The 20,708-nt window shown below is 40.3% G+C and carries 17 protein-coding genes; 13 read left to right on the top strand and 4 right to left on the bottom strand.

The window, feature by feature from the left end; genetic code table 11:
• Positions 1–121: 121 nt before the first annotated feature.
• Complete coding sequence (locus AC2CZC_RS26400; RefSeq protein WP_063360547.1) at positions 122–304, top strand: hypothetical protein; 183 nt, start codon at positions 122–124, stop codon at positions 302–304.
• A 42-nt stretch (positions 305–346) separates the two neighbouring features.
• Here AC2CZC_RS26400 and AC2CZC_RS26395 read toward each other — a convergent pair whose 3' ends face one another.
• A complete protein-coding gene (locus AC2CZC_RS26395) occupies positions 347–2,002 on the bottom strand; it encodes an alpha/beta hydrolase (protein ID WP_484585315.1) in 1,656 nt (551 codons plus the stop codon).
• A gap of 168 nt (positions 2,003–2,170) precedes the next feature.
• Complete coding sequence (locus AC2CZC_RS26390; RefSeq protein ID WP_484585314.1) at positions 2,171–2,734, bottom strand: hypothetical protein; 564 nt, start codon at positions 2,732–2,734, stop codon at positions 2,171–2,173.
• A gap of 489 nt (positions 2,735–3,223) precedes the next feature.
• Between AC2CZC_RS26390 and AC2CZC_RS26385 the strand changes: the two genes are divergently transcribed.
• Positions 3,224–3,670 carry a DUF1353 domain-containing protein gene (locus tag AC2CZC_RS26385; RefSeq protein ID WP_484585313.1) on the top strand — a complete coding sequence of 149 codons (447 nt, stop codon included), beginning with the start codon at positions 3,224–3,226 and terminating at the stop codon, positions 3,668–3,670.
• A 62-nt stretch (positions 3,671–3,732) separates the two neighbouring features.
• Here the strand turns inward: AC2CZC_RS26385 and AC2CZC_RS26380 are convergent, their stop codons facing one another.
• Together AC2CZC_RS26380 and AC2CZC_RS26375 are read right to left on the bottom strand one after the other, a co-directional pair.
• Complete coding sequence (locus AC2CZC_RS26380) at positions 3,733–4,143, bottom strand: hypothetical protein (RefSeq protein ID WP_484585312.1); 411 nt, start codon at positions 4,141–4,143, stop codon at positions 3,733–3,735.
• A gap of 250 nt (positions 4,144–4,393) precedes the next feature.
• Positions 4,394–4,705, bottom strand: a complete 312-nt coding sequence (locus AC2CZC_RS26375; RefSeq protein ID WP_484585311.1) for a hypothetical protein — start codon at positions 4,703–4,705, stop codon at positions 4,394–4,396.
• A gap of 434 nt (positions 4,706–5,139) precedes the next feature.
• Between AC2CZC_RS26375 and AC2CZC_RS26370 the strand changes: the two genes are divergently transcribed.
• The 11 genes from AC2CZC_RS26370 to AC2CZC_RS26320 all read left to right on the top strand — a co-directional run bounded on the left by AC2CZC_RS26370 (position 5,140) and on the right by AC2CZC_RS26320 (position 20,683).
• The gene (locus tag AC2CZC_RS26370) at positions 5,140–6,471 is read left to right on the top strand and encodes a M43 family zinc metalloprotease (protein WP_484585310.1); all 1,332 of its coding nucleotides are present in this window, start codon (positions 5,140–5,142) and stop codon (positions 6,469–6,471) included.
• Between the two features lie 146 nt (positions 6,472–6,617).
• On the top strand, positions 6,618–6,857 hold the full coding sequence (locus tag AC2CZC_RS26365; RefSeq protein ID WP_484585309.1) for a hypothetical protein: 240 nt from the start codon (positions 6,618–6,620) through the stop codon (positions 6,855–6,857).
• A gap of 274 nt (positions 6,858–7,131) precedes the next feature.
• On the top strand, positions 7,132–7,878 hold the full coding sequence (locus tag AC2CZC_RS26360; protein ID WP_484585308.1) for a hypothetical protein: 747 nt from the start codon (positions 7,132–7,134) through the stop codon (positions 7,876–7,878).
• 77 nt (positions 7,879–7,955) lie between these two features.
• Entirely contained in the window at positions 7,956–8,540 is a 585-nt protein-coding gene (locus tag AC2CZC_RS26355; RefSeq protein ID WP_484585307.1) for a GNAT family N-acetyltransferase, read from the top strand.
• A gap of 371 nt (positions 8,541–8,911) precedes the next feature.
• Positions 8,912–9,322, top strand: coding sequence for a YjfI family protein (locus tag AC2CZC_RS26350; RefSeq protein ID WP_484585306.1), 411 nt, complete (start codon positions 8,912–8,914; stop codon positions 9,320–9,322).
• Positions 9,323–9,337: 15 nt separating this feature from the next.
• Entirely contained in the window at positions 9,338–10,030 is a 693-nt protein-coding gene (locus AC2CZC_RS26345) for a PspA/IM30 family protein (RefSeq protein ID WP_484585305.1), read from the top strand.
• Positions 10,031–10,035: 5 nt separating this feature from the next.
• A complete protein-coding gene (locus tag AC2CZC_RS26340) occupies positions 10,036–10,356 on the top strand; it encodes a hypothetical protein (RefSeq protein ID WP_484585304.1) in 321 nt (106 codons plus the stop codon).
• A gap of 58 nt (positions 10,357–10,414) precedes the next feature.
• On the top strand, positions 10,415–11,023 hold the full coding sequence (locus AC2CZC_RS26335) for a DUF1449 domain-containing protein (RefSeq protein WP_484585303.1): 609 nt from the start codon (positions 10,415–10,417) through the stop codon (positions 11,021–11,023).
• 144 nt (positions 11,024–11,167) lie between these two features.
• A complete protein-coding gene (locus AC2CZC_RS26330; protein WP_484585302.1) occupies positions 11,168–13,282 on the top strand; it encodes a flotillin family protein in 2,115 nt (704 codons plus the stop codon).
• 78 nt (positions 13,283–13,360) lie between these two features.
• Positions 13,361–19,489, top strand: coding sequence for a DNA repair ATPase (locus tag AC2CZC_RS26325; protein WP_484585301.1), 6,129 nt, complete (start codon positions 13,361–13,363; stop codon positions 19,487–19,489).
• A 258-nt stretch (positions 19,490–19,747) separates the two neighbouring features.
• A complete protein-coding gene (locus AC2CZC_RS26320) occupies positions 19,748–20,683 on the top strand; it encodes a biotin/lipoyl-containing protein (protein ID WP_484585300.1) in 936 nt (311 codons plus the stop codon).
• The last annotated feature ends 25 nt before the right edge of the window (positions 20,684–20,708 follow it).

Raw genomic sequence — 20,708 nt, 5'->3', positions numbered from 1 at the left:
ATTCGATGAGTGAGTGTTGATTTTGTAACGTTAAATAACAGGGCTACGGCTTTGTTGTGGCATTATGAATATTTTGATACGGTTGTTGTGGCTAAAAAACAAACTAAAAGGAAAGTTAATAATGAAACTCAAATTACTAAAAAGAAACTTTAAAGAACTGAGCCAGCTAAATACATTGATGCAGCAAAATACACCAAAAATTGCGGGTGGTCGTTATTACTATACAGACATCGATTGTGATAGAACAAATAAAGGGTGTGTCGCGACAGAGACATGCAGGGCTTGCGGGTCACGACGCTGCTAACATATATGAAGACGCCATTTTGGCGTCTTTTTTGTTGTTTACTTAAAAATAAGCGAGGCGCATAAAAGTATCTCTATGCTTGTCAAATTGCACTGGGTTTTGAGCTTTTAAGCTTTCTAGTGATTCTAAGGACATAGGGGTTGCACTGCCGTCGTAAGCATTATCAGTGCCAAATAAAACTTGGCTCTCGATCGTTGAGAGGTTGAAGTTCAGCCCCTCGAGTTTAGCAATACAATCTGTATTTGGCTGCTGCCAAATATTATTTAAAAAGCTTTGCATCACGTCGACGCCACAGTGATTACCACTAGCCGTATTTGCCGGAGATTCAAAGATCACTGCGTGTGGTATCTCGGGAAACTCAATATATCGCTGGTTTATGTTGGTAAATGTTTTTTTAAACTCATGCGCATAGCTATGTGGTGTCTGTAAGTCCAAATCGCCATTTAAGACTAATGTGGGTATATAATGTTGAACGTTGGCATACACAAATTGATTACTGTATTTATTGCCCCATACATCTTTTTGGATATAGCGGCTATAAAGCAGGTTCTTAGGTATACAGGCAACAGCGTCTTGGCAATATTCAAGTCGCTCTGAAAGGGTTCTTGGCTCATAGCTAATTTCATTATGTGTTATGAGGCTGGAAAGTACCTGTGAAAAATTAAGCGGATGATCAGGCTCAATGGCCATAAGTTTGCGCCCAACGCCTTCAAAAATATACTGGTGTAAGTTATTAAGTGCGATAACATCATCTTGGTTACAGCGTGCCAATCTATAATAGGTTGGCATTAATGCGCCTTCTACCGACCGCATCATGAGTAAGGTTGAAAGCGCTTGTAAGGAATCTCGATTAAACTTTGTTTCACTACAGTGAGAGTGTGAGTACACCTTGTTTAATAGTTGCTTTATTGTGGTCTCGGAGTTGGCGCCAATTTTACTGCGGCATAGTGGATCATTATCACAATATTGGGCTAGCCCACTGAAGATATAGTTGGCATTTTCATCCCATAAATCTAAGCTAAACCCTTTTGATGGCACAATTGAGTCCAACACAATTGCTTGGGCTCCCTGAGGGGCAACTTGGGTAAAACGCTGTGCCCAAAGTGTGCCGTATGACGCGCCATAGACATAGGTTGGTAACCAGTTTGTCGCTCTGCTTTTATCTATGGCGTAAGCTAAATCGTGAGCGGCTCCAGTGGTGTTAAAATGAAATAAATTCTCTCCCCACTGGTTATAGAGTTCGTTATAGCATGCTTTTTGATACTGTAAATAATCTCCTTGAAATTGGTTTGGGCAAGACAAATGTGTTGACCAGCCAACGCCGCGATGTTCTAAAATATATAAATCATAATCTTGTGTGTATTGTGCAAGCGTCGTGTTGTAGTGCGTGGCGTAAAAGCTGGCAGAATAACCTGGCCCACCTTGTAAAAACCAAATTTGACCTTTTGGAACCGTACTTTTTGCAGGGTATTTTGACACCATGATATCAATCTGCTCACTGTCTGGTTTGTCCCAGTTAACAGGCACTTTTGCGAAAGAACAGAGGTTACGATTGTCTGGTGTTTTAAACGTTGAGGGGCAGTCGCCCCAATTAAAGTTAACGTAGCGGTTGAATTCTGATTTATTAGCTTCTGCAAATGAAGCGTGCGAACTGCTTAAAACAGCTAAACCGAATAGTGCTAATTTTATCTTATACATGTGGATCCTTTTTGATGATTTACGTGACTTACCAACTGGCTAAAAATCACACTTCACACATATAAAATGTTTATTTATTGTAAAAATAACGTTTTTGTAAAATTTATTTAGTTTTAAAGTGGCGGTTTCAAGCACACCAAGCTCTTTTACCTTAAGGCAAGATGCTTCTCAGGGATGGTTCATTGCATCTAGTTCAAACGTATTCGGTCCATCGGTTGTATGAAAGAGGCCTGTAGAGAGGTTTTTTCCACGGATGAAAAACTTAAAAATATTGGAGCGTAAAGAGAGGTCTTTCAGTGAGTGACCAGCTTCAATTGTATAGTTGATTAAAGCTTTTTGTTTGTTGGTCACATTAACATCAACTAAGATCCTTGGCTGAGTTGAATCCGTTTCACTGGCTAATTTTACTGGTATGACAGATGAAGTAGGTGGAAAAATAATGTCTACAAATTCCCAGTTTGGATCTTGCATCACTAACTCCAAGCTCAATGAATGTGAGGTCTGAGTATTGGTTCTATCTACAAAATTAACTGCGGGCGCTATTTGCAAGCTGTGTAGACGGGCATTTGAATGGCTACAGGGATCTAACTCAACTTGCCAGACTCTATCATCTGGATCAATAAGTGCGCTATATTGTGAAAATGAAGATGCTGTGAACCATAATGGCACTGGTTCTGTTGTATCTATAATCGGATGTACACACCGATATATGTGGCTTGTTTGTTGAGTCATATTTCATTTAGCCCTATGTTTTTTATAAATATTACTCGTTTACAAACTGTTGCGGAGGACAGCCTGTGCCCTCCTAAGCTAAATAATTGAATATGAGAGTAGAAATCCTTTGCGTAAAAGTTTGAGTTAAATAAATAAATTAATAATATTCTGTTTAACTGAATTTAAAGTGGTTTTAACATTGACATGACACGTCCCAAATACCTAATATAGGTCCCCGTTGAGGCTTAAGTTAAAACGATTTTAGGGAAACAACAATAAAAATTATAACCCCTATTTAGCGAGCTTTCTGTAACAAAATAGCTTGTGTCCCGTCTAATAAAAATAACAAGGGATAGCGTTACTTAGCCACTATGGCAACTCCTTTTAGGGGTTGCCATAGTTTTTCTTTTCAATTAACCCCAAAGCTGTTCAAGCCTTCTTTATAGCCATAATACTGACATCTCATACCGCTATAGTATTGCCATACTAAAAATAGGAACGGACTATATGGGGACGCTAAATATCAAACCTGTTTTAAACTCGCATTCAAACAAATTAAAAAATGCTTATGAGTTGGTTGAGGATTTCTCTTACGAGATAAATGGAAATGTGCGTTGGGTACCAAGATTCTTTCAATACGATGGTGCAAGCATTCCTATGGCGGCATATTATTTGGTAGGTACACCTTTTAACCCCAGATATATGCAGGCTGCATTAGTACATGATTGGCTTTATCATACCCATGAAGTTGATAGAGCTGACGCCGATAGTTTGTTTTATTCAATGTTATGTGAGTCAGGTGTCCGTACTTCTACTGCTTTAGTCATGAAGTTTGCTGTCGATAAATTTGGTGCGCGTTATTGGCGCAATAATGCTGATGATCTTGCCTATAAACAAGAACTTGAAACCAGGATCCGTGAAGATGGTAGAAGCCCTAGTGTATATGGGTTGTAAGCTGCTACGCGGTAGCATAATGAATGTGTTTGCTACCGCGTAGAGGATACTTAGCGTGTAGATTAAGCAGGCTTCTGCTGTGCTTTGGTTTGCTTTAAGTTCAAAAAGATTAAACCGATAATACCGGTCATTGCAAAACCGGATAATAAAAATGGGTCCATTGCGATGTGTTCATGAAAGTTAAATTTACCTGCTGAGATTGATTTCCACCCCATGAAGTGTTGATTTGCCGCGACGACGGCGCCAAAAAAGCCAATGACAAGCACAATGTATTTGGAAACCCAATGCGAAGCCGTTGGAAGTATTAAAAGTAAGCCTAAAATACCAATAACTGTGCGCTGTGCTCTACAATATGGACAAACATACACAATACCAGTTAGTTCGACGGTCCAGGCGATGATACTGATTAAAATAGCGGCCAGGGCGACAAATTTACTGTATTTGATGTAGGTTTCTAACTGAAATAGTGACATTGAACTACCTATAAATGAAAGATATGACTTTAACGTTGTTACTTTTGCAACATTATAACATTGGTGAGTTTTTTATGGTAACTTTTATGTCAAATTTATGAGTAAGTTAGAATACAAAATTTAGACTGGTCTAGTTTATTTACGCTGGGAGTTGGGGCTTTAGTTTAGATTTCTCAAAAATGACTGGGTTTGTTTACTTAGAATAATGTGTAAATAGGCCAAGATTGGGGCTTGGCCTAAGTCATGATGATTAATTATTGACGTAGCAAATTACCAATTCATCCTTTGGGTTGTCCTGAGTATCTTCGACTAAATACCTAGCTTGTATACTATTTTGACAAGTACACATATCATAACGACTGGTTAGATATGCTTGTCCATATTCATCTTTATCCGTTTTTGTGATGCTGCATGTTGGTTCTCTCCATTGCGGATCCCAGCCGCTTTTACCAAATGCAACAATTTTTATTTTATTTGACAGTAGCTTAACGTTTATTTCATCAGCGTTTGCAGACACATTAAGAGCACATAGTGCCATTATAATGGTAATTAGTTTTTTCATTATTCATCCTTAATTGTTATTCAATAGAGTTTACACTCTATTGTTGGGTATTTTATTCTTCAATTTTATTTTTTCAAGTTTTTTTATTTTTAAATGGTTTTGGCAAGTTATTTTCAAGCAAGGTTATGTTATTAAATAAATATTTCTAATGGTTGGGTTTAGTACTTGTGTGTTAAATTATTGCTTTAAAATCGAATAAATCGAGATGTTTTTAAAATTCCAGACCCAATCGTTTCAATAGGGGATTAGTCCACAATGTCTATGATCTAGATAGGTAGCATTGATAAAATAGGCACTAAAAAAGTGATATGTTTTGCTTTTTATGTTAACTTTATTGTTCTTTTTTGTAACAATAAATAACAATTTTAAGCTGGAGCACATCATTAACATTCGTTAGTGTAGTTAATAGCATTTTTAATTTAAGGAAAATCTTGATGCCACACATGAGAACTTGTCTGATCGGAATAACATCCGCTTTATTGTGGGGATGTGGCGGGTCTAGTGACTCAGAAACCCCTGAATCTCCGATCACAACTTTGCCAGAACAAAACAGTTATATGATTTCTACTTCCCTAAGCGAGGGAGGTTCTATTACGCCTGACTCATTTGAACTTGCTGAAGACGCAGAAAAAACTTTTCTAATAGGGGTAAAACCAGGTCATGAACTGGAGAGTGTTTCTGGCTGTGATGGGACAGTAGATGGTGAAAAGTTTATCGTCAGCAACCCTGATAAAAATTGTACGATTGAAGTAAAGTTTAAGGCTTTTCAATATACGGTTAATGTAACGACATCACTTGGCGGTTGGGTAGATAGCCCCAGTCATCAATTGTCATATGGTCAGAGTGCAAAGATTAATATCAACCCTAATAGCGACCACTTCATAGAGTCGGTAACTGGTTGTGGTGGTACGTTGAGCGAGCAACAATACACAACAGGCAATATCAATGCTGATTGTACTGTGGATGTAAAATTCAGTAGTCATTTCCCACTGCCTGAAGAGGGTATTGAGCGCATACGTTTACCCGTAGTTGTCCATGTAATCGAAAATGAATATGTGCAGATAAGTGATGAGCAAATTTATTCTCAAATTGAGGCAACAAACCAGCACTTCAGAGCCTTAAATACTCAGGATCTCGAGACTATAGAGGATGAATTTGCACCGTATATTGCAGATACAGGCATACAGCTTTATTTAGCCTCCCATGACCCTGATGGTAATCCACATTCGGGAATAAACCGAAAATCAGCTCAGTTAAGTATCATTACGCTTGATAATGAATATGCGAAAGCGGAAAAAGGTGGTATCGATGCCTGGCCAAATGACCAATATGTTAATGTGTGGGTTGGTTATGGAAAAGACTTTCAAGGAACGCTTGGCTTACTCGGGAGGGCGAATATTCCTGGGTTTGTTGAAGATAGAATAATTGGCGTTGTAGTGGCGGATTCTGTGTTTGGCGTGATCCCTCCTCGTGAGCCCAGATTTGATGAAGGGAAAACGCTCACTCATGAGTTGGGGCATTTATTTGGATTGATTGGCCACACACATGGCGTGCCTACTGATGAAAACACTCATCGTCATTTGACTTGTGATGGGCTACCAACTACACAGTGTAAAAATAGTGATTTGGCTATGAATTTTATGAATGCTGAAACAGACGATAAAGACCAAAAGATGTTTTCAATAAGTCAATATCAAGTTATGGAAAAATGGATTAAAACCGGGCCTTTACAAGCACTTTATATTAATAATCAAAGCAATAACTAGATATTGCTTTGATGTTTTAGGGTTAGTTTGCTATGGCACGTTGAGTAGTAGACTAATCTTTTCTATCGTGTAATACTTTGTAATAGTTGAAATAGAAGGACTTTTATATAGTTATTATCGTTAGATAACTACAACAAAGATGTGCTATGGAACATAAATTAATAGACCAAATAAAATATGAAGAGCGGGATTCAGAGACTCGTTACTCAGATGGATCGAATAAGCACTATATTAATGCAACCCTACTTTTAGATGAGAATGTTACTTCTGAAGAAGACCGTACAAAATTGTTAACTCAGCTTAACTTATACCGACATTCCGCTGCTATCGAAATAGAAGAAGTAACAGAGGGCGTGTTTAATATGCGTTTTGCATTGTTAAACTGATAAAGCTTGTTCTGTAACTTGCCTCATAGTCTATGCTTATTTCTTACCTATTTAAGTTTTATTAATTAAATATGACACCTATAATGTAAATTATTTGTTTACATTATAGGTATTTGGATTTAGATTAATAACTAAACAAAAAATCAAAGCGTCATATATTCGCTTCTAGCACTTACCCATTGTTATCGATAAAGACAACGTACTTTCTTTATATGTTGTGCGGTATTGTGTAAAGATGGATATGAACGCTTAGCATTAAGGGTAAGGCGCTATAATGCATGATAGTCAATACAGTGTTCATTTCAAAAATCAGTCAGCTAAGAACTTAAATGAAAGCAGCTCTTTTGTGCAGTCTAATTATATTATTGCCGTCAAATCACTCGAGGCTGGCAACTTTTTAATGACCTTTATGCAGGGCTTTGAGGAGTTTTTAGCAGCGAGCTTGTATCCAAGCTGCGATATTAATTTATCAACCATTAAAAAATGCCCTAAATTTGAATTTATCGTTTTTAACGATCCAGATTATGGCATCTATATATCGCAAAAGAATATGCCTGATGAGCGGTTGCTTAATGTGTTAAGCGATGTCACTAAAGGTACAGGGCAAACCGTTGAAGATACTTTCCAATTACTTCAATCTCAAATCATACGAGACTTTTCTGTGATCCAGCTTAGTGAGTTAGATAACATGCACTTAGAAGCTAGCAAAGAACAAGTTTTAGAGCAAAATATTAACAGGCTGAAGTTAGTTAAGCGTGAAAAGCTGGCGATAGGCAACAAGTGTTCAACGCTGGATATAAAAAGGATACTCGGAAAGTCTGAGGTGGATGAGTTTGATGCCTTGGTAGCCGATGGATGGAATGCTATTCACGGTGATAAAGTATATCAAAGCACAGGCTTACAATATGTCAGCCATGAATTGGATAGTACCAATCAACTTGCTTACTACGAATTTGTTTACCAATCTTGGAGTTCTGCTTTACATAAATACATCGAGAGGAAGATCATTCGTATTGATTAACTTTATCTATATATTAAATTTTTAATTTTTTAATACCTTATAATCCCCTCTAAATGTTCTAGTAAAGGAGTCGTAGTATGTGGTTATCAAGTGACGCACTTGAAGGGGACTTAGTTTTACTTGAGCCTTTGTCATTATCACATTGTGAAGAGTTGAGAGATGCTGTCAGTGATGGCACAAGTTGGCAGCTTTGGTATGCATCAGTACCAGCCCCTCAGGATATGCAAGATTATGTGGAAAAGGCCATAAAAGGGTTAGAACTTGGGGAAATGGTTTTTGTAGTTAAAACTAAGCACGATGGTAAAGTTGTTGGAACAACGCGCTTTTATGATGTGAAAGAGCAGCATCGACGGGCGTCAATCGGATATACATGGTATTCTGATTCAGTAAGAAGAACGGGAGTTAATACCGAATGTAAGTATTTACTTATGTCCTATCTTTTTGAGACGAAAGGTGCATTATCACTTGAGTTTAAGACACACTTTTTTAATCAAGCCTCTCGCACTGCGATTGAACGCCTAGGCGCTAAATTAGATGGTATTTTGCGCAGTCACCAAGTTATGCCGGATGGTTCACTAAGAGACACAGCGATTTATTCAATACTGTCTCATGAATGGCCAGCTGTTAAAAATAATCTAAGAGCCAAACTAAATAAATACTGAGCGTTTTGATACCTGTAAAAAGTTATTTTTTCTTGTTCACAGGTGCTGCTCAATGTGCATAAAGTCTCTTTATGCACTTTTTTTATTTAATTTCATCATTCTCTCCTCCTTATTCTCAGCCTACTGTTATATATAAATATGTTAATTTTACCTCAGCTGAAATTACTGTTATAAATAGCCAAGTTGTTTTAATGATAAAGTATTGTATTTTGCGTTTTTAGTCTTGGAAATAAACGATAATATTTGCATTTATTTCAAATATGCAGTTGACATAATATGTCATATCGTGCAAGTCTAAGAATGTAACTCATACAAACAGTCTGGCTTTTATCTAAAAAATAAACGCTGTTTTGACATAAGGAATCTGTTACATGGAATTAAATGAGCTTTCAATTAAACTCTCTCAGTATGAAACTGAAGGTGCTAGTTTCGAATCCTTTTTCATCAACAATGTTGGGCAGGAAGTCTTACAAGTAATAGTTGATGGTAATGACGAACTTCCCATTTTTGTCACCCGCACAGAAGAGCAAATTCTTTGTATCTGTTATTTGTTTACTGAACAAGAGATCAGTGCAGACAAACAAGCGGAACTAAACGATACGTTACTGCGTCTGAACGTGCCAATGCCATTGAGTGCATTCGCCAAAATTGATGATAAATATGCAATTTTTGGTGCGCTATCTACTAATTCAGCATTAGAACAGCTTGGCCATGAAATAGTCACTTTATCTGCAAATTCAATTGATGCGCTAGAAGCAATTAGTGACTACCTAAGCGAATAATAAGGAGTATTAGCCATGAGTATTTTAAAAAAATTATTTACTGCGGTTAAAGGTGGGGTCAATGAAGTTGGCGAAGGGATAGTTGATGCCAACGCGATCCGTATTTTTGAACAAGAGATCAGAGATGCACAAGCAGCATTAAGCGATGCCAAGCGCAGTCTTACTGAAGTGATGGCAAAAGAGATCCAAACGACGCGAGCCATTAAAAGTTTGGATGAAGACATCGCAAAACATGAAGTTTATGCTGCGCAAGCCTTAGATAAAGACGAAGAGGCATTGGCGCTTGAGATTGCAGAAAAGATAGCGCAATTTGAACAAGAAAAAGCTGAGCAACAACAAGTGCTTAATACATTCACTACCAGTGTGAATAAGCTTAAAGAGCAAATCAAACAAGCAGAAAAGACCATAGTTGAAAACCAACGTCAATTGAGCATGGTGAAAACTACTGAAAGTGTGCAAAAAGCAACAATGGCAGTAAACGATACCATGGCCTCTGGCGACTCCTCGATGGCGTCGTCTAAGCAGTCGTTAGAACGTATTAAGCAACGTCAAATGGATAAGCAAGATCAACTTGATGCAGCGCAACAGCTAGCGGAAGAAAGTAGCGACAAAGCGCTGCATGACAAAATGCGTGCAGCTGGCATCGGTGAAGAGGCGACAAAAGGCGCAGATGTGCTCGCTCGCATTCGTGCAAAGCAAAATAAGTAATATAGATGAGTGACAATAAGCAAACTTGGCAAAAGCAAGAAAAGGCAGTTAGAGCGACTCAACTTGCTTTTGACCTAAGCTCTGAAGTACAAAAGTTTATTAAAAAAAGCGCGATAGATGAGGAACTTACTCCTTCTGACATGATACGACGTATCTTGAGATTAGAAATAAAATCCAAAAAGACGCGTCAAAGGCTCAGTTTTAATTTGAGTGATGATGAGATTGTACTTTTGGCGCAGCGTTTTGGGATCTCCGATGGAGATAAGCGCATGGTAAAGCAAAAAGTTGCAGACTTACTGATCCAACATGTAAAGGACAGTAAATAGCACAATAAAAGAGTATGTGCGGTTTGATAGCCCTTAACTCATAGGAATTAATACGATTATGGACTTTCTCAATATTATTTTTACGTTTCCTACCGTGGTATTCACCACATTATTGCTTATTGTCATGGTTTTTTGGCTGATTGCACTGCTCGGCTTTGCTGATATTGATATGCTAGAAGGGGATGTAGAGCTTGATGTCGATGGCGGGGGGGATTCCTTTTTACAGATGGGGTTTGGCGGTGTTCCACTGACCATCTCGATTAGTTTTGTCGTACTGATTAGCTGGATGGTAAGCTTTTATGCCCATCAATTATTTGCATATGCATTGGGTGATGGCGTGATGTTTTATCTGCTCGGTGCTGCCATGATGCTTGGCTGCATTGTGCTGTCTATCCCTCTAACTGCCATCCTTATCAAACCGCTTCGTCGATTTTTTGATAGCAAAGAAACGGCATCCAAAAATGACTTTATTGGGCTCGAATGTGTGATAGCAACGAGTAAAGTGACCCCTCAATTTGGTCAAGCAAAAGTGCAATTCCAAGGTACAGAACAGCTGATTGAAGTCAGAGCGGATGAAGAAGGGCTTTTTGCTCTTGGAGATACAGGCTTTTTGATTGAGCATGATGCCAATAAAAATAGCTATTTAGTGGTAGAGAAACCCTGGTAGTACCGAATCAATAACATTAACCATTAACATCGAATTTCTTTAGTAATAGCCATGATGGCGCATAGTGAACTTATACCTTGGTTAGTAGATGTGAAAACGCGAGTTAGCCAAGGATTGGAATAATTAAAACATTTAGGAATACACATGGAATTTTTAGATAATCTAGGACCAATTTTAACGATCGTAGGCGTGGTGATCGCCGTTATTTTTGCGATTATTTTAATCGTCGGGAAGTTTTATCGAAAAGTGGATCAAGGACATGCGCTTATTATTAACAAAATGAAGAATGAGCCGGATGTTACAACAACAGGGGGAATTGTTTACCCAGTTATCCATAAAATGGAAGTGATGGATATCTCAACCAAACGCATGGTATTAGAACGTCGAGAAAACAGCGGCTTGATCTGTAAAGATAACATTCGCGCAGATATTGCTATTACCTTTTATATTCGCGTGAATGAAAACAAGCAGGACATTTTGCGTGTTGCCAAGCAAGTTGGCTGTGCCCGCGCCTCGCAGCCTGAGACCCTACAAGAGCTATTTGAAGCTAAGTTCTCAGAAGCACTGAAAACAGTGGGTAAGCAAATGAACTTTGAGGAGTTGTTTACCCATCGTAACCAGTTTAGAGATGCAATCAAAGAGGTGATTGGCCAGGACTTATCTGGTTATACACTCGAAGATGTTGCGATAGATTATCTCGAACAAACGTCTATTCATAAATTAGATGAAAACAATATCTTGGATGCAGAAGGGATCCGTCGCATCACTGAAAAAACCGCTGAGCAAAATGTTCAAACCAACCAATTAAAGTGTGACGAGCGAGCACAGATAGACATCCAAAACCAAGCAGCGCTTGAAAAGTCATTAGAAATTGAGCGACAAAAAGAAGATGCTAAAGCCAAGCAGCAACGTGAAATTGCAACGGTACGCGCCAGAGAGGAAGCTGAAGCTGAACGTGTGATGCAAGAAGAGCGCATGAAGTCTGAGGACGCACGCTTAAAAGCCGATGAAGCGATTGAAATTGCAGAGCAAAATAAGCAGCGTGAAATTGATATTGCAGAGCAAAATCGTCTGCGTGTACTTGCTATTGAAGAAGAAAAAGTAGCGCGTTCTCGTGAGATTGAAGTGATTGAGCGTGAGAAAGAAACGGAAATCATGCGTATTAACAAAGAAAAAGCACTCGAAGTTGAACGCAAAGAAATCGCGGAAGTGGTTCGTGACAGAGTCGCAGTTGATAAAACGGTAGCTGAAGAGCAAGAGCGCATCAAAGATGTTCAGACATTAGCGGCAGCGGAGCGTGAAAAAGAAGCCATTGTGATCAAAGCGAAAGCAGAGGCAGAAGAAGCGCTTGTTAAAGACATTGAAGCGGCTAAAGCGCAAGAGCAGGCATCAGAATTTAAAGCGAGAGAGCTTGAAAAGATGGCTGAAGCTGAGCTGCGTATTGCAAACCAGACTGCGGAGTCGAAAAAAGTACTGGCTGAAGCTGAGCGAGCAGAAAAAGCAGCGGCAGGCTTAGCCGAAGCTGAAGTGATCAAAGCGAAAGCGCAAGCCAATGCACAGCAAGGCGAAGTGGAAGCACAAGTATTGCAGCAAAAATTAACGGCGGAAGCACAAGGTAAACGCGATATTGGTTTTGCCGATGCGGAAGTTCAATCAGCCATGGCTGAAGCAATTGAGAAACAAGGTGAAGCAGAGGCACTGACACTTGAGCGTCGTATGTCAGCCGAAGCGAAAGGTCTTGAAGAGAAGTTACAAGCGCTCAATGCGATGGATCAGTCAGCAAGAGATTATGAAGGCTTTACTTTACAGCTAAATCAGCAAAAAGAGCTGACACTTGCGAAGTTGGATGCAGAAAAAGACATTGCGGCACATCAGTCAGAAGTGCTTTCAAAAACGCTAGGCAGTGCAGATATCAACATCATGGGTGGCGATGGTCAGTTCTTTGATCAGTTCATGAAGGCAATCACGTTGGGTAAGTCGATTGATGGCTTAGTCGGTGAGAGTGACACGGTTCAAACGCTGTTTAAAGATCATTTGAATGGCGAGAGAAATATCATGGATGATCTAAAAGGCGTATTAAGCGGTGCGAATGCCTCGTCAGAGACAATGAAAAACGTGGCTATGAGCAAGTTTTTTAGTCAGTTAGGTAATAGTAGTGATGCAGAAAAGCAGCAGCTTTTGACGCTACTTGGTAGCACGCTAAATGGCAGTACGAAGCAAGTTGAGTCGAACGAACAAACAAAGCTAAGCGCTGAGTGATATGACTTAAAAAGAGCATGCAGATACGCATGCTCTTACCTTTCTATTTACCTTCCGTGTACAACAGGACAGTAGACTATGACTGACTCTGCAAATAATGCCGCGCTGGAGCAAGGCTCTTATGATTTGATCAAGCGTCGTTTGAGCAACTCTGGTGCTCAGCTGCGCACAGACATTGACTCACTCAATAAAAATCGTATTGATACATTTGGTAGCACCGAGATTAAAGTCAAAGGGCGAGCGAGAGTAAGAACAGAGCACAATTGCATACCCCGCGATATCGTACTCATCGGTGACAAACTTATTTTTGCCTATAACGTATTCTTAGGCATGAAAAAGAATACTCAAGTAGGCGACGTCTTTAGCGTTCAAAAACTGGTTCAGCAAGATGACCATTACGAAGTAGAAGCTTATCCAAATGAGACGAAATTTCTCACGGATAAACGCTTTTTAAGAGATTTTGACGAATTATACACTTACTACAAAGAAACCTGCCTACAGCATTTGTTTCAGCAAAACGGAAAGCTTTTTGCGCTATTTAAAATCGGTGACAAACTCACTGATGTACGCGTATTTCGCTGGGAAATCGCAGCTGATAATACACTCGATTACATAGATAACCGCGGCGAACGAGATTTAAATACAGATCAGGATTATGATTTTGAGTGGGTCAAAACTGACCGCAGTGATCATGAAGAGGGCCGCCATCCACACATCAATATTCTGGATACCGTCTTTGTTGAAACAGTCGGTGGCGATCTCACCATTAAAATTGAGAACAACACTGAAAGTGGCGAAGGAATTTATGCAGAGCCAGTTGATGATAAAAATCAATCTCTGGCAGACTGTGAGGTTGAATATGCCAAACTTGGCGAAATTATATTACTTAAGGTATTGCCTTATCGGGAAAAAATCTGGCGCTATTATATTTTTAACTGTGTAACTGAAAAAGTTATCCGCCAAGATGCGATTTCTGATGCGTGCGTACAGCTTCCTGATGATCACGGTATTATTTTCCCTGGTGGTTACTATTTACAATCAGGACAAACTCGCTCGTTTGAAGATCACATTGAAAACTTAGAATTTCATAAACAGATAAAATCGCCCAATGGCGAAGATGTATTATATGTCTTTTATGAGCCAAGCGAAGGGCGCTACGCACTATTTGCTTATAATCTGATCGAGAAAAATCTACAAAACCCAATCTATTGTCATGGCTATGGTGTGTATGAAGATGGTTTAACCATCACCTTTAAAGCCGAAAAAGAAGAAGCTGAGCGCGTTCATCCAATTCAGGTTTGGGACAGCCCATTTTGCTCTGTTGAATTTGCGGCCAATGCGCCTACACCAAGCAGCATGCTGGGTAAAATTGGTAATCCAGACTTGGTGCGCGGTATTTCAGATCTATACAGTGTCTGCAAGGCCATCAGTGAGCAAAACCCCAATGTTTCTCACTATGAAAGTCTGATCTCGTTAACACGCAGTATCTTAGATAGATATCACTGGCTGACAGAGCCTGATTTTGCTCCGCTCAATACCCAATTGCATGAGATATTTGAAACCTCTGAGCAGGTTTTGGATGAGTTTGAGAAGATCAGCCAAATACAAGAAACCGCCAAAAAAGCATTGGCAGATATTGAGCAAGAATATAAGGCGACGACTAAGGATATTCGCACTGATAGCTTTAAGCTGGCCACTGAGTTTGTCACAGGTCTTGAAGCCCTAAAACTGCTTAAAGGCAAAATTATTAGCTTGGAAGAGGTAAAATATATAGATGTTACCGCCTTGCAAGCACTGCAAACACGCCTCGATGAGCTGACTTTAGACCTGAGTAAATCGACGGCGCAATTTTTACAAAAAGAGGCGGCCTTAGCCCCTTATCATGACAAGTTGGCTGAACTGACCGGCTTGAGTGAGAAAAGTGAGAGTGTCACTGAGCTTAATGGGTTTTTAGATGAGTTAGATGCATTGGGTGATGAACTTGATTTACTCAATCACACCATGCTTGATTTAGAAATCGATGACAGCCGTATTAGAACCCAGATCCTTGAAGATGTCAGTGGTGTTTATGGTCTGGTTAATCGTGCAAAAGCCAGCATTGAAATTCGTCGTAAAAGCCTTGGTAGCGTAGAAGCAAAAGCGGAATTTGCAGCGCGTTTTAAACTGTTTAGCCAAAGTATTACCAGCAGTTTGAACAATGCACGTACCCCAGAACAATGTGATGATCAGCTCTCTCGTTTGTTAATTCAGTTAGAAGAGCTGGAATCTCAATTCAGTGAATATGACGAGTATCTTGCTGAGATCATGGCCAAACGTGATGATGTTTATGAAAGCTTTGAAGCCCATAAACAGCAGCTGATAGACGAAAGGCAGCGCAGAGCACTGAATTTAGCCAATGCCGCTGAGCGTATTTTACAGGGAGTAACTAGGCGCTCACAAAATTTCACTGATATTGATGAAATCAACAGCTACTTTGCTTCTGATCCTATGATCAGCAAGTTACGCAGTTTGACGCTGGAGCTTAAAGAGCTGGGTGATGAGATCAAAGCGGATGATATTCAAGCTAAGCTAAAAGCCGCTAAAGATCAGGGGATCCGCTCTCTACGTGATAAGCAGGATATATATAGCGATGGTGGCAATTCCGTCAAAATCGGCAAGCACCACTTTGGCGTAAACAAGCAGCAACTTGATCTGACTTTATTGCCTCGTGATGAAGACTTGATGTTTCACCTAACTGGTACTGAGTATTTTGAGCCGATTGGGGATAAAAGTATTCGAGAGACCTTGTTGGCTTATCGCCCTTATTGGCAGCAAAATTTGGTCTCTGAAAATAACGACATATATCGTGGAGAGTTTTTAGCCGCGCAAGTGCTGACTGCGGCTACGGACCCGACTCACGCACTAACGCTTGATGAGTTAAATGCAGCGAGAGGTGAGGACACACTGCTCACATTAGTGCAAAAATTTGCTGAGCCTAGATATCAAGAAGGTTATGAAAAGGGCATTCATGACCATGATGCAACCTTGATATTACAAAACTTGCTGGCCCAAAAGCAGGCGTTAGGCTTATTGATATACCCTATATCCGCGCGAGTTGTTGCGCAGTTGTATGCAAGCCAATGCGATGATAAGCAGTTAATCAAGTGGCGCGAGCAGTCTAAACAAGCTGAGTTGATGGAGACCTTGTTAGGGGATGCGCGATTTAAAGTACAGCTAGCCACTGAACTTGGCGAGGTGATCACTCAATTTGCACACAATGAGTTAAACCGTTATCTGGGCTACACATCGACTTTGTCTGGGCAGTTAAGTGCTGAATATTTAATTAAAGAACTGGCGCAAAGTAAAAAAGAGCTTGTGTTTTCGACCTCTCATACGGTCAAAAAATTAGCAGAGCAATTTAACAGTGTCGCCAGAAGCAAAGGGTTTGCAAGTTCACTACAAGATACGCTGCAGACGCTAGAACATTTACAAGACAAAGCCATTATGGCAACTAGCTGGCTCAATGCATATGGACAACAGCATGATACAGAAGTAAGTAGCGATAACCTGATTGAGGCGGCTAATATGGTGCTATTACAGCATCTAAAAATGGCAAAGTTCACCGCGCAAGATGTGGCTGTCTCTAATCAAGTGAATGGGCTTCTTGGGCAACATATTCGTATCGAGGAGCAAGCATTAACGCTTGATTACTCAGAGTTTTTTGCGCGCACAGAGCTATATTTGGCTGAACATGTTCGTGGCTTTAGTCATTATCATGAACTTAAATCTGATATTTTGGTTGAGCAAAAGGAGCGCTTGCAGCTCGATGAATTCAAGCCAAGGCCATTGAGTTCGTTTGTTCGTAACCAGCTGATTGATAAAGTTTACTTCCCAATCATTGGTGATAATCTCGCGAAGCAAATTGGTGCATCAGGCAATAATAAACGTACCGATTTAATGGGGATGTTGTTACTTATTTCGCCACCGGGTTACGGTAAAACAACGCTGATTGAATATGTTGCGAATCGACTTGGCTTAACCTTTGTCAAAGTGAATTGTCCATCAATTGGGCATGATCAGGTTTCACTCGACCCAGGCCAAGCGATCAATGCAACGGCCGCAAAAGAGATTGAAAAAATTAATCAGAGCTTTGAAATGGGCAATAACGTCATGCTCTATTTGGATGATATTCAGCATACCAACCCTGAATTCTTACAAAAATTCATTTCACTTTGTGACGGCTCTAGGCGTATTGATGGCGTATGGAATGGTCGCAGTAAAACCTATGACCTACGTGGGAAAAAGTTTGCAGTTGTGATGGCGGGTAACCCTTACACAGAATCTGGCGAGAGCTTTAAAATTCCTGATATGTTGGCTAACCGTGCCGATATCTACAACTTAGGTGACACTTTATCGGGTTGTGAGCAAGAGTTTGCAATGAGCTTCATTGAAAATGCACTCACCTCAAACGCAGTGCTTGCGCCACTTGCCAACCGTAACATGCAGGATTTGTATAAATTAGTGCGTATTTCTGAAGGCGAAGACATCTCTCTAAACGAGCTGGAGCATAACTATTCGCAGGCGCAAGCAAATGAAATTGTATCTGTGTTACAAAAGCTTATTCAGATAAGAAATACCGTATTGAAGGTGAATGCCCAGTATATTGCCTCCGCAGCGCAAGACGATGATTATCGTATTGAGCCACCGTTTAAGCTCCAAGGCAGTTATCGAAACATGAATAAGATGGCTGAAAAAGTGGTGGCGGCAATGAATGATGAGGAATTAGAAAACCTTATTCAAGATCATTACCGCGGTGAGGCGCAAACACTCAGTAAAGGCAGCGAGGAAAACCTCCTTAAACTTGCTGAGCTACGCGGTACGTTGGATGAACAGACACGAGCGCGTTGGCAACAGATCTTAGATGATTACGCGCTGCTGAATCGAGCCAATGATGCTGGCAGCCCTGTATTACTTGCTGTTGAGCAACTCGGTGAGCTCAATGAGTCACTCACCAGAATTGCAACAAAGTTGGATAAGGAGCAGTTAAGCCATAATTACTCCGCTTTGTTAGAATCGCTTAATCAAGCGATCAGTGCACAAGACGCCAACCAAAGTATACAGTCGGTAGCAAAAGTGATAGAGCAAAGTGCACAGCAGTCGCCACTTTCAGCATCGTTTGAACAGCTACTTGAACTATTGGCTGAACAACATAAGCAAAATCAAGTGCATAGTGAACAGTTAGCGCATCAAGACGTGAGTAAGACTGACACACTGGTGAGCAAGGTGAATGAGGCATTGGAACAACTCACAGGGGCATTAAATACCCAGTCGCAACGCTCTTCAGAGCAAGCACAGCTTGATGCGCAAAGAGCTGACAATAAACTCGCTTCTCAACATGCTTTAACAGAGGCATTGTCGGTACAGTTACAACAAGTCACCCGTGCAATTGAGCGTCAGCGAGACAGTCAGATTAGCAGTGCAGAGCAAAGCGCTTCAAAACACAGTGAAGTAGTGGCAAACCAAAGCGCAGAACTTGCAAAGTTAGTCGACGAACTTGCAAAAGTACGAAGTGCATTTAGCACTCAAAACGAGCTGAAAGAATCGCAGTTAGAGCAATCTAAAGGGCATCAGCAGGCTTTAGTAGAGTGTGTTTCGAGCAAACTAGATCATATGGCGAATGTACTAGAAGCGCAAAATCTTGTCTCAGATCACCAGCGTCAGAGTGAGCTATTGTTGCAGCAAAGTGATGCATTAAAGTTGATTGCTGAAAAGACGGACATCGCAGACGCTTTATCTGGGCTCAGCCGAGACTTTTTGCAAAGCCAAGATACATTAGGGGGCGCGTTAAAAGAGGCGCTTGAGTCGAGTCAGCACCAAACGGCAGAGCAACTGTTAAGTGTGTCAGGGAGTATGCAACAAAATCATGATGACCTAAGTACACAAACGCAAGTTCATAGCTCAGTGTTAGAACAACTAGTTGCCCAGCTGCGAGAGCAGGTGGCGAGTGCACAGCAAGCGACACCCAGTGATGAAGTGGCACTTGCACTAAGTGAGTTGGTCAACACTGCATTACCTTCGCTGATGCAACAGGCTGAGCAATCAAATACCCTAGATCCGGAGCTTGGTCGTAAAGTTGATGTGATTTTGGAACGCCTAGCACGTATTGAACGACTACCAGCGCAGGCCCAAGGGGCTACACAAAGCAGTGAAAACCCTTATATGCTTTAGCATATGAGCAATGAAAAAGCCGATGCCGTCTGTCATTGGCTTTTTTTAACCTTTATTGCCTCTGCTTGTAATAACGATTCGTTGACTTTACCGAATCATTTTTTCAGAACACCCAAACCAAGTTAAGTATTCATACAACTATTGGATAATAGTCTTTAATTTAATTCTTTTGTATTGTTTTTGTTTGGTTTTTTATTCGGTTAATGGGTAAAAAAGAGAACAATGTATTAGTTTTGATCAGAAGGAGATAGGGATATCATGACGCTTAAAGTAAGAGTGCCGATTTTATCATCAGACAATGAAAAAGCCCACATTGGTAAAGTGTTCGTAGAAACAGGCCAGCAAGTTAAATCTGGCGATTCGTTGTGCAGTGTTGAAACGGATAAAGTTATTTTTGAATTGGCGGCATATGTTGACGGAGTCGTCGAAAAAATATTTACCAAAGAAGGGGACTATAAAAAAGAATATGCAGCGCTTATGTCTATCACTCCGTTAACTGAGCTATCGACAGACGAAAAAGAAGAGCTGCAAAGTAGTGATGTGGCAATACCATTTAGTTCTGCTCAGGAATGTGTTATTACACATGCATTAAAAGAACAAGGCAATATCGATATTGTATCCCCAGATTTATCTGAGTTAGGTCGTAATTTTCTGAATATTTACGTCAAAGAAGGGAGTACTGTTGAGCAAGGCGATTTGCTTTGTGATATTGAAACTGACGATGAGGTGTTTGATATTTTTGCCAAACATCGTGGGGTTATTTGCAAGTTTAATAAAATGCCGAACGATACGATCTGTTCAGGTGAATTATTAGTAACCATGTATCAAGAGTCCAAAAAAACCATTAATACAACGGCGGAACAAGTGCAAAAGCTACTGGGGACAACTGGCTCTCCACAAGAGCCAAAATCACGGTCGATTGAAGAAATTTGCGCAGAAGCTAATTTACAGGCTGAGCTTGATCCCCAATCAAATAACCCTGAACAGGCGAGCTTTGAAGAAACTGCCAAAGACTTAACGCCCCAAGAAAGATCAGAACAGCTTGATGTTTTGAATGAGGTGCGTACAACGCAAGCATGCACTGATACAGAAGTTACTACGAATACTCCACACGCGTCATCGAGCGTAAAGCCCTTTTTGTGCGGGATGCTCTTTGCTACGGGGTTATTTGCAATATTCTCCTATTTGTATTGACCAGCTTGAATAACATTTTTATCTA

This window comes from Pseudoalteromonas sp. MMG033, from assembly GCF_057197785.1.
This window is presented reverse-complemented; position numbering and strand designations above follow the sequence as displayed.